Source organism: Rhodococcus sp. HM1, assembly GCF_023218075.1.
Classification (GTDB): Bacteria; Actinomycetota; Actinomycetes; order Mycobacteriales; family Mycobacteriaceae; genus Rhodococcus.
This window is the reverse complement of record NZ_JALPTB010000034.1, coordinates 18012-32363: the sequence shown is the minus strand read 5'-3', so window position 1 is coordinate 32363 and position 14352 is coordinate 18012. Positions and strand designations below refer to the sequence as shown.

13 protein-coding genes are annotated in these 14352 nt (G+C 68.1%); 10 read left to right on the top strand and 3 right to left on the bottom strand.

Going from position 1 to position 14352, the window contains the following annotated elements; all coding sequences use genetic code 11:
- Nucleotides 1-4: 4 nt before the first annotated feature.
- Entirely contained in the window at nt 5-847 is an 843-nt protein-coding gene (locus tag M1M07_RS18140) for a glucose 1-dehydrogenase (protein WP_248675087.1), read from the bottom strand.
- Nucleotides 848-946: 99 nt separating this feature from the next.
- Between M1M07_RS18140 and M1M07_RS18135 the strand changes: the two genes are divergently transcribed.
- The 9 genes from M1M07_RS18135 (at nt 947) to M1M07_RS18095 (ending at nt 10541) form a co-directional block, all read left to right on the top strand.
- Nucleotides 947-1762, top strand: a complete 816-nt coding sequence (locus M1M07_RS18135; RefSeq protein WP_248675086.1) for an enoyl-CoA hydratase/isomerase family protein — start codon at nt 947-949, stop codon at nt 1760-1762.
- A gap of 55 nt (nt 1763-1817) precedes the next feature.
- Nucleotides 1818-2855: an LLM class F420-dependent oxidoreductase gene (locus tag M1M07_RS18130; RefSeq protein ID WP_248675085.1), complete on the top strand. Its 1038-nt coding sequence runs from the start codon at nt 1818-1820 to the stop codon at nt 2853-2855.
- Nucleotides 2852-4339, top strand: coding sequence for an acetyl-CoA acetyltransferase (locus tag M1M07_RS18125; RefSeq protein ID WP_248675084.1), 1488 nt, complete (start codon nt 2852-2854; stop codon nt 4337-4339). Before M1M07_RS18130 ends, M1M07_RS18125 begins: the two co-directional genes overlap by 4 nt.
- 74 nt (nt 4340-4413) lie before the next feature.
- Nucleotides 4414-4731 (top strand): hypothetical protein, encoded by a 318-nt coding sequence (locus M1M07_RS18120; RefSeq protein ID WP_248675083.1) that lies wholly within the window; start codon nt 4414-4416, stop codon nt 4729-4731.
- Nucleotides 4728-5171 carry a Zn-ribbon domain-containing OB-fold protein gene (locus M1M07_RS18115; protein WP_248675082.1) on the top strand — a complete coding sequence of 148 codons (444 nt, stop codon included), beginning with the start codon at nt 4728-4730 and terminating at the stop codon, nt 5169-5171. The genes M1M07_RS18120 and M1M07_RS18115 overlap by 4 nt, the downstream gene beginning before the upstream one ends.
- A complete protein-coding gene (locus tag M1M07_RS18110) occupies nt 5168-6361 on the top strand; it encodes a transporter (protein ID WP_248675081.1) in 1194 nt (397 codons plus the stop codon). Before M1M07_RS18115 ends, M1M07_RS18110 begins: the two co-directional genes overlap by 4 nt.
- A gap of 25 nt (nt 6362-6386) precedes the next feature.
- The gene (locus M1M07_RS18105; protein ID WP_248675080.1) at nt 6387-7832 is read left to right on the top strand and encodes an aldehyde dehydrogenase; all 1446 of its coding nucleotides are present in this window, start codon (nt 6387-6389) and stop codon (nt 7830-7832) included.
- A 40-nt stretch (nt 7833-7872) separates the two neighbouring features.
- The gene (locus tag M1M07_RS18100) at nt 7873-10293 is read left to right on the top strand and encodes a CaiB/BaiF CoA-transferase family protein (protein ID WP_248675079.1); all 2421 of its coding nucleotides are present in this window, start codon (nt 7873-7875) and stop codon (nt 10291-10293) included.
- Nucleotides 10294-10388: 95 nt separating this feature from the next.
- Nucleotides 10389-10541 carry a DUF1059 domain-containing protein gene (locus M1M07_RS18095; protein ID WP_248675078.1) on the top strand — a complete coding sequence of 51 codons (153 nt, stop codon included), beginning with the start codon at nt 10389-10391 and terminating at the stop codon, nt 10539-10541.
- A gap of 71 nt (nt 10542-10612) precedes the next feature.
- On the opposite strand, the gene M1M07_RS18090 is transcribed toward M1M07_RS18095, so the two are convergent.
- Together M1M07_RS18090 and M1M07_RS18085 are read right to left on the bottom strand one after the other, a co-directional pair.
- Nucleotides 10613-11764, bottom strand: coding sequence for an acyl-CoA dehydrogenase family protein (locus tag M1M07_RS18090; protein WP_197251389.1), 1152 nt, complete (start codon nt 11762-11764; stop codon nt 10613-10615).
- A gap of 54 nt (nt 11765-11818) precedes the next feature.
- Nucleotides 11819-12988: an aromatic ring-hydroxylating dioxygenase subunit alpha gene (locus M1M07_RS18085; RefSeq protein WP_248675077.1), complete on the bottom strand. Its 1170-nt coding sequence runs from the start codon at nt 12986-12988 to the stop codon at nt 11819-11821.
- A gap of 162 nt (nt 12989-13150) precedes the next feature.
- On the opposite strand from M1M07_RS18085, the gene M1M07_RS18080 reads away from it, so the two are divergent.
- Nucleotides 13151-14137 (top strand): GNAT family N-acetyltransferase, encoded by a 987-nt coding sequence (locus M1M07_RS18080; protein ID WP_248675076.1) that lies wholly within the window; start codon nt 13151-13153, stop codon nt 14135-14137.
- The last annotated feature ends 215 nt before the right edge of the window (nt 14138-14352 follow it).

The window sequence follows — 14352 nt, the reverse complement described above, 5'->3', positions numbered from 1 at the left end:
CCGGTCATCCACCGACCGTCGCGGCGCGCGACGACGCCGCGAGGGCTTCCTCTCGATAGTTGGACGGCCACTTCTTGCCGAGGGTCAGGCCGCCGTCGACCCCGAGGGTCTGGCCCGTCACGAACTCGGCGTCGTCGGAGGCGAGGAACGCCGCGGCGTGGGCGAGGTCCTCGGGTTCACCCGCGCGGGGGATGGGCTGGAAGTTCGTCAGGCTGCGCCGCACGGCCTCGACACTGCGATCGAGCGCGTCGTCCTCGAGTCCGGCGCCGTGGCCGACGATGCGGGTGGCGACGCCGCCGGGGACCAGAGCATTGACGCGGATCCGGAACTCGGCCAGCTCTACTGCTGCGGTTCGGGTCAGTTGCAGCACAGCGGCTTTCGCTGCGCTGTAGGGGTGCGGACCGAACCCGGTGCGGACGCCCGCGACGCTCGAGACGTTGATGATGCTGCCGGATCCCTGCTCGCGCATGACCCGTGCGGCGTGTTTGGTCCCGAGGAACACGCTGCGTGCCAGCACCGCGAATCCGTTCTCCCACTCCTCGAGCGTGGTGTCCTCGAGGAACGTCCACGCTCCCACGCGGCCCGCGTTGTTGACCATGCAGTCGAGCCGGCCGAACCGGTCGACTGCGAGCGCGACGGCGGCTTCCACCTCGGCTTCGTTGCGCACATCGGTGTGCAGGTAGACGCCGCGGTCGCCGAGTGCGGAGGCGACGGCCTCGCCGCGTGCGTCGTCGATGTCTGCGACGACCACGCGGGCCCCGCGCTGGGCGAACGTGTGCGCAGTCGCCGCACCGATTCCGCTGGCGGCACCCGTCACCAGGGCTACCTTGCCGTCGAGGTTCGTCATGGGACTCCTTCGGTCGTCGTCCGTGCGCGGTTTCCTTGAGCTTTTAATCTAAAGCCATTAGCCTGCGTGTGTCGAGCACTCAGTCCCTTGGAGAGTCATATGTCCGATGTGAAACCGATCCTGACCGAGCGACCGCGGCCAGGTGTGCTCGTGATCCGGCTGAATCGCCCCGACGAGCTGAATGCCATGAACGTCGACCTCATCGACGCGTTGCACGAGGTGCTCGCCGAGGTTCGCGACGATTCGACCACCCGCGCGATCGTCCTCACCGGCGAAGGCCGGGCCTTCTGCGCCGGGCTGGACCTGCGCGGATACGGAACGCCGTCGGGCACCACGGAGGGTGAGGGGCGTGCGCAACTCGGACTGCGCGTGCAGAAGCACATCGCGGGTCTCGTCGACGACTTCCGCAGCGCGCGGCCGCCGGTCATCGCCGCGGTCAACGGGGCTGCGGCGGGCGGCGGCATGTCGCTCGCACTGATGGCCGACATTCGTATCGCGTCGGAATCCGCGGTGTTCCACGCCGCGTTCATCCGCCGCGGCCTGTCCAATTGCGATATCGGCATGAGCTGGCTGCTGCCCCGCATGATCGGGTTCTCCCGGGCCGCGCAGATCATGCTCACCGGCCGTTCGATCGACGCCGGCGAGGCCGAACGCATCGGCCTCGTCTCGTCCGTCGAACCTGCCGACGCACTGCTCGACGTCGCGTTGGACACCGCCGAGGCCATCGCGCAGAACAGCCCGTTCGGGGTGTGGATGACCAAGGAGGTCATGTGGTCGAACCTCGAGGTGCCCAGCATGCGTGCCGCGATCGACCTCGAGAACCGCACCCAGATCCTCAGCTCGCTGACCCGGGACCACAGGGAGGCCGTCGTCTCCTTCCTCGAGAAGCGTCCCCCCGAGTTCCGGAACCACTGACCATCGGCCGACGCCGGCTCGACCAGAACACACGTAGCAGAAGTAGCGAGGCAGCATGAGAGTAGGAATCGCCGCAGGTTATTGGGGGTCGGGCCCGCCGCGGCACGTCGAGCGGATGCTCGCCGAGGCCGAGACGCTCGGGGTCGACAGCTTCTGGACCGCAGAAACGTACGGGTCCGACGCGCTGACGCCGCTGGCGTGGTGGGGCGCGCAGACGTCGACGATCAAGCTGGGCACCTCGGTGTGCCAGATGTCCGCCCGCACACCGACGGCGCTGGCGATGGCTGCGCAGACCCTCGACCACCTCAGCGGCGGCCGCGTGATCATCGGTATCGGCGCCTCGGGACCGCAGGTCGTCGAAGGCTGGTACGGGCAGCCGTACCCGCGGCCCCTCGAACGCACCCGCGAATACATCGAGATCATGCGCCAGGTGTGGGCGCGGGACGAACCGGTGACCTACTCGGGACGGCACTATCAGCTTCCCCTGCAAGGCGGAACGGGACTGGGGAAGCCGCTCAAGTCGATCGTGCACCCGCTGCGCAACGACATTCCCGTCTACATGGGCGCCGAGGGACCGAAGAACGTGGCGCTGGCCGCCGAGATCGCCGACGGCTGGACACCGCTGTGGTTCTCGCCCAAGAGCGACGAGTTCTACCGCAAGGCACTCGCCGAGGGGTTCGCCCGGGAAGGCGCACGCCACACGGCCGACGACTTCGAGGTCGCGAACGTGTGCTGGCTCGTCGAGAACGACGATGTGGAGAAGGCCGCGTCCCGGCTCAAGCCGACGGTCGCCCTGTACGCGGGCGGCATGGGCGCCAAGGGCGCGAACTTCCACAACGACGTGTTCGCGCGCATGGGCTGGGGTGAGGTCTGTGCCGAGATCCAGGAGCTGTACCTGAGCGGGCGGGCCGATCTCGCCGCGCAGGCCGTGCCCACCGAGATGGTCGAGGACGTCGCGCTCGTCGGTCCCGCGGACAAGATCATCGAAGAGATCGAAACCAAGTGGAAGCCGACGTGTCTCACCACCCTCATCCTCGGTGGGTGGCCGAAGCCGGAGAACCGTAAGCGCATTCTGGAGGCGGTGCAGTCGTGAGTCTGGATCCGAGAACCCCCATCCTGGTCGGCGTCGGCCAGGTCAACGAGCGCGACGGTGGCATCGAACCCGTCGATCTGATGGTGCGTGCCGCGCGCGCGGCGGCCGACGATGCCGGTTCGGCGCGACTGCTCGAGCTTGTCGATTCGGTCCGTGTGGTCGGGTTGCTGTCCTGGCGCTACCGGGATCCGGGTGCGCTCGTCGGGGAGCGCATCGGCGCGACCGTCCGGCACACCGGTTACTCGGGCAACGGGGGCAGCACGCCGCAGGTCCTCGTCAACGGTGCCGCCGAGGACATCGCCGCAGGGCGTGCCGACGTCGTGCTCATCGGTGGTGCCGAATCCTGGCGCACCCGAACGAAGTTGCGCGCGCAGAAGCAGCGTCCGGAATGGACGGTGCAGGACGAGTCGGTGCCGGCCGCCGAAATCATGGTCACCGACGTGCCGATGGCCGACGAGAGCGAACGCCGGATCGGTCTGGACCGGCCGTCGTACGTCTATCCGCTGTTCGAGCAGGCGCTGCGCGTGTCGGCGGGGCGCTCGGTCGCGGAGCACCAGGACTTCATCGGCGGGTTGTGGTCGCGGTTCAGCAAGATCGCGGCGACGAACCCGAACGCCTGGGTGCAGCGCGAGTACACCGCCGCGGAGATCGCGACCCCGTCGCCCGACAACCGGATGATCTCCACGCCCTACACGAAGCTGCTGAACTCGAACAACATGGTCGATCAGAGCGCGGTGCTGCTGCTGTGCTCGGTGGAGACCGCCACCCGGCTCGGAATTCCGCAGGAGTGCTGGGTCTTTCCGCAGTCCGGCACCGAATCGCACGACACCTATGCGATCGCCGAACGCGGTGCGCTCGACCGGTCCCCGGCGATCCGCATCGCGGGCGCGCGGGCCCTCGAGCTCGCGGGGATCGGGCTCGACGACGTCGCGCACGTGGACGTGTACTCGTGCTTCCCCTCGGCGGTGCAGGTCGCGGCGAACGAACTCGGTCTCGCCCTGGACGACCCGGGTCGGCCCCTCACCGTGACCGGTGGCCTGACGTTCGGCGGCGGACCGTGGAACAACTACGTCAGCCACTCGATCGCGACGATGGCGGCGCGGCTGCGCGAGTCTCCCGGCTCGTACGGCCTGGTCACCGCCAACAGCGGGTACCTGACCAAGCACGCCATGGGCGTGTACCGGTCCGAACCGCCGGCCGGCGGCTTCCGTCGTCTGGATGTGCAGGCCGAGGTCGACGCGCTCCCCACGACGAAGGCGCTGCTGTCCTGTGCGGGCACGGCGTCGGCGGAGTCGTGGACCGTGGTGTACGGCCGCGACGGCGCCCCGGAGCGCGGTTTCCTCGCAGCCCGCACCGCCGGTGGTGAGCGGACGCTTGCCGCGACCACGGACGCCGACGATCTCGCGCGTCTCGTCGAGGACGATGTCGCAGGCAGGCAGGTCGTCGTCTCGGAGGACGGGCAGTTCCGGTTCGCCCGACGTTGACGGCTTTTATCTAAAGACATAAGGTTAATGCCACTGACACGACGGTCTCGTGTCACGAAAGCGAGGAGTTCACAATGTCTGTCGAAGACTTCCGCGCCCTGTACGAACAGCACGTGGGCTACGTCGTCGCCGGAAACATGAAGGCCGCCCTGGCCGACATGGTGCAGGAGAACATTCCGCAGGTCTTCGACGGCGTCGACGCCCCGCGCGCGGCCGCCCAGGGTTTCGAGATCAGGGACGTGCGTGCCGAGGGCGACCTGATGGTGGGCGAGACCGTCTACGACATGGGCGACCGCTCGATCGGGCTGCGCTCCATCTGGGAACTCCGCGACGGACGGTGGCTGGCCGCGAAACTCGAGAACTTTCCGACAGGAACGGACGCGAACGCATGACGACGACCGAACCATGGGGGCCCGCTCCCGACGGGCTCGACCGGCCCTACTGGGAAGGCCTCCTCGAAGGTGAGCTGCGGCTGCAGCGCTGCACCGGGTGCAGCACCTGGATCTGGGGCCCGCAGGCCATCTGCGGCACCTGCCACGGCTTCGACATCGGCTGGGAGACAGTGGAACCCGTCGGTACCGTCTACAGCTGGAATCGCAGCTGGTACCCCTACATGGACGAATACGCCGACAAGCTTCCCTACGTGACGGTGCTCGTCGAACTGCCCCACGCCGGCGGACGCCGGGTACTGGGCATCCTCACCGACGACATCGACACGAACCCCGAGATCGGCGACCCCGTCGTCGGGGTGTTCGAGCACACCGAGGGCGCGACCTGGCCGTTGCTGCGCTGGCGTCGCACCGGCACGACCGAAGAAGGAGAACAGCGATGAGCGCGGGCAACGTGCGCGGGGCCGCTGCGGTCGTCGGCGTCGCCGAACAGCACTACCGTCGCGGCGAGGCACCCCACAGCGAGAAGCGGATGATCCTCGAGGTCATTCTCGAAGCGTGCGTCGACGCGGGCATCAACCCCCGCGAGATCGACGGCTTCGTCTCCTATGCGGGCGGTCCCAACGACGGCGCCATCATCGGCGGCGCGCTGCTGATCGACGAACTCCGCTGGTCGAACATGATGTGGGGCGGTGGCGGTGGCAGTGTCGCCGCCGCGATCACGAACGCGGCCGCCGCGATCGCCACCGGCCAGGCCGAGTGCGTCGTGGTGTACCGCGCCATGTCGCAGGAGGATACGGGCCGGCTCGGGTATGCGAAGTACCACTACGGAAGTCACTTCCTGGCCCACGGCATCGGTTCGCCCGCGCAGATCTGCGCCATGCGCACCCAGCGGATGCTCGAGCACGGCGGCGTGCCGCGCAGCGCGATGCGCGCGCTCGTCCTCGCCGCGTACCAGCACGCGCAGAACAACCCGACCGCGCAGGGTTACGGCAGGCCCCTCGACGAGGACACCTACGAGAAGTCCCGGCTGATCGCCGAACCGTTCCACCTGTTCGACTGCTCCCGGGAAAGCGACGGCGCGGTCGCGCTGGTGCTGGTCTCCGCCGAACGCGCCAAGACCCTGCGGCCCGATCCGGCGTACCTGCTCGCCGGTGCGCAGGGGGCACCCGGTGGCTTCTCCGAGCTGATCGACAACGACCTGGGCGAGCAGTACATGTCCGCCGGATTCGGTCCCGCCAACAACGGAAAACCCGGTGTTGCGCAACGACTCTGGGCCGGAGCCGGATTGGGTCCCGACGACGTCGACGTCGTGCAGGTGTACGAGAACTTCAGCGGCCCCGCAGTGGCGGCGCTGATCGATCACGGCCTGTGTCCCCCGGGGGAAGCGGCCGGCACGTTCATGACGGTCGAGAACCTCACCGCACCGGGCGGCAAACTCCCGATCAACACCAGTGGCGGCAACCTCGCCGACTCGTTCGTCAACGGCCTGAACCTCGCGGTCGAAGCGGTCCGCCAGATCCGCGGCACCTCGACCAATCCGGTGGCGAACGCGAAGACGTCGCTGTTCATCGGCGGCCCGATGGCGCCGCTCGTGAGCTCGGTGCTGTTCGGCCACGAAGACACGCTCTGACCGTCACCCCCGCGAAAGGCACGACATGAACGACCTGGACAGGAACGAACTGTTCATCGGCGGCCGGTGGGTCGCGCCGAAGTCCGGTGCCACCACCGACGTCATCGAGGCGGCCACCGAGAAGGTGCTCGGTACGTCGGCCCTGGCATCCGAGGCCGACATCGACGAGGCGGTCGCGTCCGCGCGCGCCGCGCTGACCGGCCCGTGGGCCGCGCTGACCAACGCAGAACGTGCCGACCTGCTCGACCGGTTCGCCGCAGCGCTGAAGGCCCGGGGTCGCGACACCGCCCGGCTGGTGACCCGCGAGAACGGCATGCCGATCGCACTGTCGAACGGAGTCAACGGCTTCGGCCCCGCGGCGATGTTCTCGTACTACGCAGGCCTGATCCGCGACGCGGCCGACGAGGACGTGCGGCCGAGCGCGTTCGGCGGCCGGACCGTCGTGCGCCGCGAACCCGTCGGTGTGGTCGCGGCGATCACGCCGTGGAACTACCCGCAGCCGCTGGCGGCGATGAAACTCGCCCCCGCGCTCGCGGCGGGATGCACGGTGGTCCTCAAGCCGGCACCCGAGACCGCGCTCGACGCGTTCGCCTTCGCCGACGCCGCCGTGGAGGCCGGTCTGCCCGAGGGCGTGCTCAGCGTCGTCCCGGCCGGCCGGGAAGCCGGTGCCTACCTGGTCTCGCACCCCGGCGTCGACAAGGTGGCGTTCACCGGGTCCACGGCCGCGGGCCGCGCGATCGGCGAAGTCTGCGGCCGGCTGCTGCGCCCGGTCACCCTCGAACTGGGCGGCAAGTCCGCGGCGATCGTCACCGAGCAGGCCGACCTCGACGTATTCGCGAAGAACCTGCTCGAGGTGTCGCTGGTGAACAACGGCCAGACCTGCCACGCGAGCACCCGGATCCTCGCGCCGCGCTCGCGGTACGCGGAGGTGGTCGAGGCGGTCACCGAGACGGTGCGGGCGCTGACCGTCGGCGATCCGCTCGACAAGGCGACGAACATCGGGCCGCTGGTGTCGGCGGCGCAGCGCGAGCGCGTGCTCGGCTACATCGAGGCCGGTCGCGCCGACGGCTACCGCATCACCACCGGTGGCGGGCGCCCCGCGTCGCAGTCCGTGGGCTGGTTCGTCGAGCCGACCGTGTTCACCGATGTCGACAACTCCGCGCGCATCGCGCAGGAGGAGATCTTCGGCCCGGTCCTGACCATCACCCCGTACGGCGACGAGGACGAAGCGGTGTCGATCGCCAACGACTCGGAATACGGCCTCGGCGGCACGGTCTGGACCACCGACGAACAGCACGGCCTCGACCTGGCCGCACGCATCCACAGCGGCACCGTCGGAGTCAACTACTACGCCCTGGATCTCGCGGCGCCGTTCGGCGGCGTCAAGTCGTCGGGGCTGGGCCGCGAGCTCGGACCCGAGGGACTGGCGCCGTACTTCAACGCGAAGTCGGTGTACTTCGGAACTCGCTGATGCGCGCGGGATCTCGCGGCAAGCACACACTTTGGAGCACATGATGGCACTTCCACTGCAGGGTGTCCGGGTACTGGAACTGACGGACGGATTCGGCGACGCCGCAGGCAGGTTTCTCGCCGACCTCGGGGCCGAGGTCGTCCGGGTCGAACTTCCCGGCGGATCGGCCGGGCGATCGGCGCAGCCGGTCCGGAACGGAGTGAGTGTTCCGTTCGCGCTGCGCAACGCCAACAAGCTCGGTGTCGTCCTCGACCTCGACGACGAACAGGACCGGGACCGGCTGCGCGCACTGGCACGGCGATCGGACATTCTCCTCGACTCGTTCGCGCCGGGCTTCCTGGCGGCTCGGGGCATCGGCGCCGAGGATCTGTGCCGGATCAATCCCGCGCTCGTGGCCGTGTCGATCACCGGTTTCGGGCAGGACGGTCCGTACCGCGACTGGGCGGCGACCGAGCAGGTTCTCTACGCGCTCAGCGGCGTGCTGTCGCGGTCCGGTGAACCGGGGGAGGAGCCGCTGCTGCCACCCAACGGCCTGATCGACGAGTCGGTGGCCGTGCACACGGCGTGGTCGGCTCTGCTCGCCTACTTCGACCGCCTGCACACCGGACGGGGACAGACCGTCGACGTCTCGGCGTTCGAGGTCGTCACGCACGGCTTCGATCCCGGCTTCGGTGTGCAGGGGTCCGCTGCCGCCGGCCGCTCCGAGGACTTCCCGCGGGGCCGGCCCGACGCCGCCAACTTCTATCCGGTCTACCGGTGTGGCGACGGTCAGGTGCGCATCTGCCTGCTCGCCAAGCGTCAGTGGCGGGCGATGTTCGAATGGCTCGGTGAGCCCGAGGAATTCGCGGATCCGAAGTACGACACGATCCCCGCCCGGTTCGCCGCGTCCGATCGCCTCAACCCCCTCATCGAGCAGCTGTTCAGCACCTACACCCGCGACCAACTCGTCGCCGAAGGCGCTGCCCGCGGTATCCCGATCGGTGGGCTCAACACCGTCGCCGAGGTGCTGACGACCGAGCACTTCGACGCGTCCGGCACCTTCGTCGACACCGAGATCGCGCCCGGCCTGACCGCACGGGTTCCGTCCGGCTACGCGAAGATCAACGGTGACCGGGCCGGGATCCGCACTCGCGCACCGGAACCCGGTGAACACAACGAACACGTCTTCGGGGCCACCGACGATGCGCGTGACCCTATCCCCGCGCCGCGCCACGAACCGGGCACACGCCCGTTCGAGGGCCTGCGGGTTCTCGACATGGGTGTCGTCGTGTTCGGCGCGGAACTCGGGCGTCAGTTCGCGGACAACGGCGCCGATGTCATCAAGATCGAGAACTCGAACTTCCCGGACGGCCTGCGCCAGTCCAAGCGCGGCGCCGCTCTGGCCGCGTCCGTGGCGTGGGGCCACCGCAACCGGCGCAGCCTCGGGCTCAACTTGCGCAGCCCCGAAGGCATCCGCATCTTCAAGAAGCTCGCCGCCGAGGCGGACCTCGTGCTCGCCAACTTCAAGCCCGGCACCCTCGCCGCGATGGGCCTGTCGTACGACGAGCTCGCCGCGATCAACCCGCGCATCATCGTCTCCGAGAGCAGCGCGTTCGGCAGCGTCGGACCGTGGAACAAGCGCCTCGGCTACGGGCCGCTGGTGCGGGCCGCCTGCGGTGTCTCGGCGCTCTGGCGGTACTCGGACACCTCCGACGGGCTGTGCGACGGCTCCACCGTCTACCCCGATCACATCGCCGGGCAGGTCGCCGCGACCACGATCCTCGCCGCGCTGATCAACCGGCTTCGTACCGGGCGCGGCGCCGCAATCGAGGTCGCCCAGGCCGACACCGCGATCGTGCAGTTGGCCAATCAGCTCGTCGCGGAGTACCTCGAGCCGGGATCGATTCACGCACCGGGCAATTCGGATCCGTACTCGGCGCCGTCCGGGGTGTACTCGTGCGCGGGTGACGACGAGTGGTGTGCCGTCACCGTCCGCGGTGACGAGGACTGGGTCCGGCTGTGCGAGGTCCTCGGACGGTCCGAGCTGGCCGACGACCCGCGTTTCGCGACCGCCGAGCGCAGGATCGAGAACCGTGCCGAGGCCGACGAGGTTCTCGCGCAGTGGATGGCGCTGCGCACGCCGACCGAGGCGATGGAGGCGTTGCAGGCAGCCGGCATCCCCGCCGGGGCGATGGTCCGGTTGCCGGAATTGCTCACGAATCCGCAGCTCGTCGCCCGCGGTGCGTACACCGAACTCACCCACGAGTTGTTGCCGGCCTCGCTACCGACGGCGAAGCAGGTGGCGCACTTCTCGGCGTTGCCGGAGTGGCCGCTGCGGCAAGCACCGTCGGCCGGACAGCAGACGCGCGAGATCTGCGAGACGCTGCTCGGCCTGAGCACGGCGGAGATCGACTCACTCGTGCGTGACGGGGTGCTGCAGCCCCCCGCCGACGATCCGGCGCTGGCGCCGGTTGCTTCCTGAGTGTAAGAACCGGAAGGTCCCCGGAGAGCTTCTCCGGGGACCTTCGTCGTTGTAGGCTCCGTGCTTCGCGGGCCACGAATGAGAGGTGGATAGGCATGAGAGTCAAGACGAGACTGAACTGCCCGTGTGGCGCCGCGATCACCGGCGCCGACGAGGACGACCTGGTGGAAAAGACCCAGGCGCACCTGGCCGAGTCGCATCCGGGAATGGAATATTCGCGCGACGAAATCCTGTTCATCGCTTACTGAACCGGACACGAGAAAGGGGACCGATCACGATCGGTCCCCTTTCTCGTGTCCGTATGGAGGTCCTGAAAGGATCAGGCCTTCATCAGATCACGATGGATGATTTCCTTCATGATCTCGTTGGTGCCGCCGTAGATGCGCTGGATCCGGGCGTCGATGAACGCCTTGGCAACCGGGTACTCCATCATGTAGCCGTAGCCACCGTGGAACTGGACGCCGGCGTCGATGACACGGCCCTGCAGCTCGGTGGCCCACAGCTTCGCCTTCGACGCATCCACCGCGGTGAGGGTGCCCTTGTTGTACTCGCGCACACACCGGTCGATGTAGGTGCGGGAAACCTCCACTGCCGTCTGCAATTCCGCGAGGGTGAAACCCATGCCCTGGAATTCGCCGATGCGCTTGCCGAACGCGGTCCGCTCCTTGACATAGTCGAGCGTCCAGCCCATGACGGCCTCCGCGGACATCTGCGCGGCGATTCCGATCCCGAGCCGCTCGAGCGGCAGGCTCTGCATCAGATATCCGAAGCCCTGACCGAGCTCTCCGAGCAGGTTCTCCTTCGGAACGCGCACGTCCTCGAAGAAGAGTTCGGCGGTGTCCTGGGCGTGCAGACCGACCTTGTCGAGTTTGCGGCCGCGGGTGAAGCCGGGCATGCCCTCTTCGACGACGAAGAGGCTGAATCCCCGGGATCCCGCCTGGGGATCGGTCTTCGCGAAGACGATGACCAGGTCCGCGAGGATACCGCTGGTGATGAACGTCTTGGAGCCGTTGAGGATCCAGTGGTCGCCGTCGGCCACCGCGCTGGTGGTGATGCCGCGGAGGTCGCTTCCGGCGGCGGGTTCGCTCATCGCGATCGCGCCGATCGTCTCACCGGTGACGAACCCCGGCAGCCAGCGCTGCTTCTGCTCGTCGTTGGCGTGCCGGAGCAGGTAGTTGAGGACGATGTCGTCGTTGGTCGAGAAGCCGGACTGCAGGGCCGACGCACCGACCCGCGCGATCTCGGACTGGATCACGACGCGGAAGCGGTAGTCCGACTCGCCGGGGCCGCCGTACTGTTCCGGCACGCTCAGTCCGAGCAGGCCCTGCTTGCCGGCGGCGAGCCAGGTGTCCCGGTCGATGAGCCGGTCGGCATCCCACTTCTCCAGATTGGGGACGACGTGCTTGTCGACGAAACCCCGAACCGAATCGCGGAACAGTTCATGGTCGTGTTCGAAGAGATCGCTCTCCACGTAAAGCCTCCTGGTGGCGGGGCGCCCGCAGGCGCCCCGCCGTCGTGTTCGGGATCAGTTCTCGCTGACCAGTTTCTGGATCTCGCGGCGGAAGACCTGGTTGGCGACCTCGTTCCGGCCGAGGAGCATGTTGCCGGCGTTGGCGCTGGCCATGGCCCGCTGCGAATCGCGCAGGATCGGGAAGTCCTCGTTGTGGAGGACGGCGATGAGGATCTCGACGTTCTTGTCCCAGAGCCGGTTCCAGCGCTCCTCGGTCATTCCGCTGTCCTCGACCGTCGGGCAGATCAGGCGGATCTCCATGCGGCAGTTCTGCGGGTCGCTGTGATGCGGCCGGAAGGTGAGCAGCTGGAAGTGGTCGGGCTGGCGGAGCAGGGTGCTGTTGGGCCCGATGAAGTGGGTCTCGGTGGTGTGCTCGGCCAGGCTGCGGTCGCCGGGATCCTCCTCGATCCACCGGTCGATGGTCTTGCGCAGGTTCATGAACCGGCAGTGGTGGCCGAAGTCCTCGAAGGACATCACGTTGGTGTGGATGTGCTTGGCGGCAGTGTTCGGGTGCGCGTACTGGATGTGGTAGCCGTCGAGGAACGCGTCCTGCATCAGCTTCCAGTTGACGGGCTCCTCGAACACCTGGACGCGGGTGCTCACCAGCTTGTCGAGGTTCTGCGAGGCCAGGATGGCATCCATCTCGGGTCCGAGCCAATCCGCGACGTCGATGGTGGCGTCGGCGTCGTCCACGACCCAGATGAAGCCGTGCCGTTCCTCGGTGGGGAGCTGGACGAGGTTGCGCTGGTCCCGGTCGGCCTCACCGAAGGTGTTGTCACGGGTGATCGTGCGCAGCGTGCCGTCGGTGTCGTACGACCAGCGGTGGTACGGGCAGGAGAAGAGGCGGCAACGGCCCTTCTCCTCCTTCTCGACCATGGCCCCGCGGTGGCGGCACTGGTTCACGAGGGTCTTGACACTGCCGTCGCGCTGACGGACGACGATGACGTTGTTCCGCGGCATCTGCAGGGTGAAGAAGTCGCCCGCGCGAGGGATCTCGGACCCGTGCGCAACGATGGTCGGAACGCGACCGAACACGCGGTCACGTTCGAGCTTGGCCGTTGCCGGGTCGACGAATTCGCCCGGTTCGAACCAGGTGAGGTGCTCGTATTCGTCGGTGGTGTCGTTGCGCAGGTGGTCGAGCGCACGGCGAATGCGCTCCTCGCGGGGAATTCCGACCTCTGTCATGGCTGCCTCCAGGCGGTGGTTCGGATCGATGGCGCTAAATCTAACTCATGTAGGTTTAAGTGTAAACCCTGGGGATGCTCACGGAAGCGTTACGGTCATTGCGGCCGTATACCGATGGGCATTAGATTTACGACACGAACCGGCAGATGAGGAGCGGACAGGATGATCTCGTATCAGTGGTGTTCGGAACTGGATCCCGACGATCGCGACGAGGTGCTGGCGCTGGTTGCCACGGCCGCCGAGTACGACGAGGAAGCGGGCTTCTCCCGGATCCACGCCGCCGACGTCACCTCGACGAGCCGTGACGGCGCACGGGTGTACCACCTGCCGATCAAGGCACGCCGCGACCTGAGTGCCCGGGAGGACGCCCCGCTGGTGATCGTGGCGTACCTGCACCTGCACGTCGACGACGAGGGGCTCGGCACCGTGCAGTTCGTGGTCCACCCGGACTACCGGTCGCGCGGGGTGGCCACCATGCTCGTCGAGGAGATCGGCCTGGACACGACGCGCGACGGCGGCTGGGAAGGCACCGGCGCCGTGGCCCTGCGCTGCTGGGCGTACAGCACCCACCCTGCGTCCGAGCGGCTCACGCGACGGTTCGGCATCCCGGCGGTGAGCAGGCTCTGGACGCTGTTCCGGCACCTGTCCGGGCCGTTCGCGGTCCCGCTCGACGAGGCGGTTGCGCGCGAGGACATCACGATCGGCGAGCCGCGGTCGCTCGGGGACGCGGCGGTGTCGAAGGCGATCGACGAGGTGCTGGACTCGGCGTCGCTGGTGCCCGCCCAGCGTGAACGTCTCGCCGACGAGATCCGCCTCGGGTCCGGCAGCGTCGTCGTCGCGACCGATCCGTCCGGGGCGTGCGTGGGATTCGTCTGGTACGACCCCGCCCTGTTCACGCACAACGAATTGGATGCGGCCCCGATCCGAGCCCTCGTCCTCACCGAGGCCGCCCGGGGCGCGGGCGTCGGGACGGCCCTGCTCACGACCGCGCTCGGAGCGCTCCGCGAGGCGCGGGCGCAGATCGCCCTGATCCGCATCGATCCCGACGACCCGTCGGCGGTGCGCATGTGCCGGCTGATGGCGTTCGAGCAGGAGGACGAGCACTCCTGCTACCAGGTCGGCGAGTGGGCCGAGGTGCCCAGCTTCTGATCCTGCGTCCCTGACGAGAGGGAGGTTGTGCGCGAAATCCTCGGGGATATCGCACACAACCTCCCTCTCGACCGCCTTCCGCGGCAACGAGACAAATTACGAAGTATGTTCGGTGTTGACCTAAAGGGTGTAGGCAACTACCGTCTGTGGTGTGGTTCACAGGCGATGAGGTGAGTCACCGCATTCATCGCATTCATTCGTTGTCCCGCACTGCA

Coding starts and splice junctions, on each gene's coding strand:
- M1M07_RS18140 (WP_248675087.1), bottom strand. CDS start 847: ATGACGAACCTCGACGGCAAGGTAGCCCTGGTGACGGGTGCCGCCAGC.
- M1M07_RS18135 (WP_248675086.1), top strand. CDS start 947: ATGTCCGATGTGAAACCGATCCTGACCGAGCGACCGCGGCCAGGTGTG.
- M1M07_RS18130 (WP_248675085.1), top strand. CDS start 1,818: ATGAGAGTAGGAATCGCCGCAGGTTATTGGGGGTCGGGCCCGCCGCGG.
- M1M07_RS18120 (WP_248675083.1), top strand. CDS start 4,414: ATGTCTGTCGAAGACTTCCGCGCCCTGTACGAACAGCACGTGGGCTAC.
- M1M07_RS18115 (WP_248675082.1), top strand. CDS start 4,728: ATGACGACGACCGAACCATGGGGGCCCGCTCCCGACGGGCTCGACCGG.
- M1M07_RS18110 (WP_248675081.1), top strand. CDS start 5,168: ATGAGCGCGGGCAACGTGCGCGGGGCCGCTGCGGTCGTCGGCGTCGCC.
- M1M07_RS18105 (WP_248675080.1), top strand. CDS start 6,387: ATGAACGACCTGGACAGGAACGAACTGTTCATCGGCGGCCGGTGGGTC.
- M1M07_RS18100 (WP_248675079.1), top strand. CDS start 7,873: ATGATGGCACTTCCACTGCAGGGTGTCCGGGTACTGGAACTGACGGAC.
- M1M07_RS18095 (WP_248675078.1), top strand. CDS start 10,389: ATGAGAGTCAAGACGAGACTGAACTGCCCGTGTGGCGCCGCGATCACC.
- M1M07_RS18085 (WP_248675077.1), bottom strand. CDS start 12,988: ATGACAGAGGTCGGAATTCCCCGCGAGGAGCGCATTCGCCGTGCGCTC.
- M1M07_RS18080 (WP_248675076.1), top strand. CDS start 13,151: ATGATCTCGTATCAGTGGTGTTCGGAACTGGATCCCGACGATCGCGAC.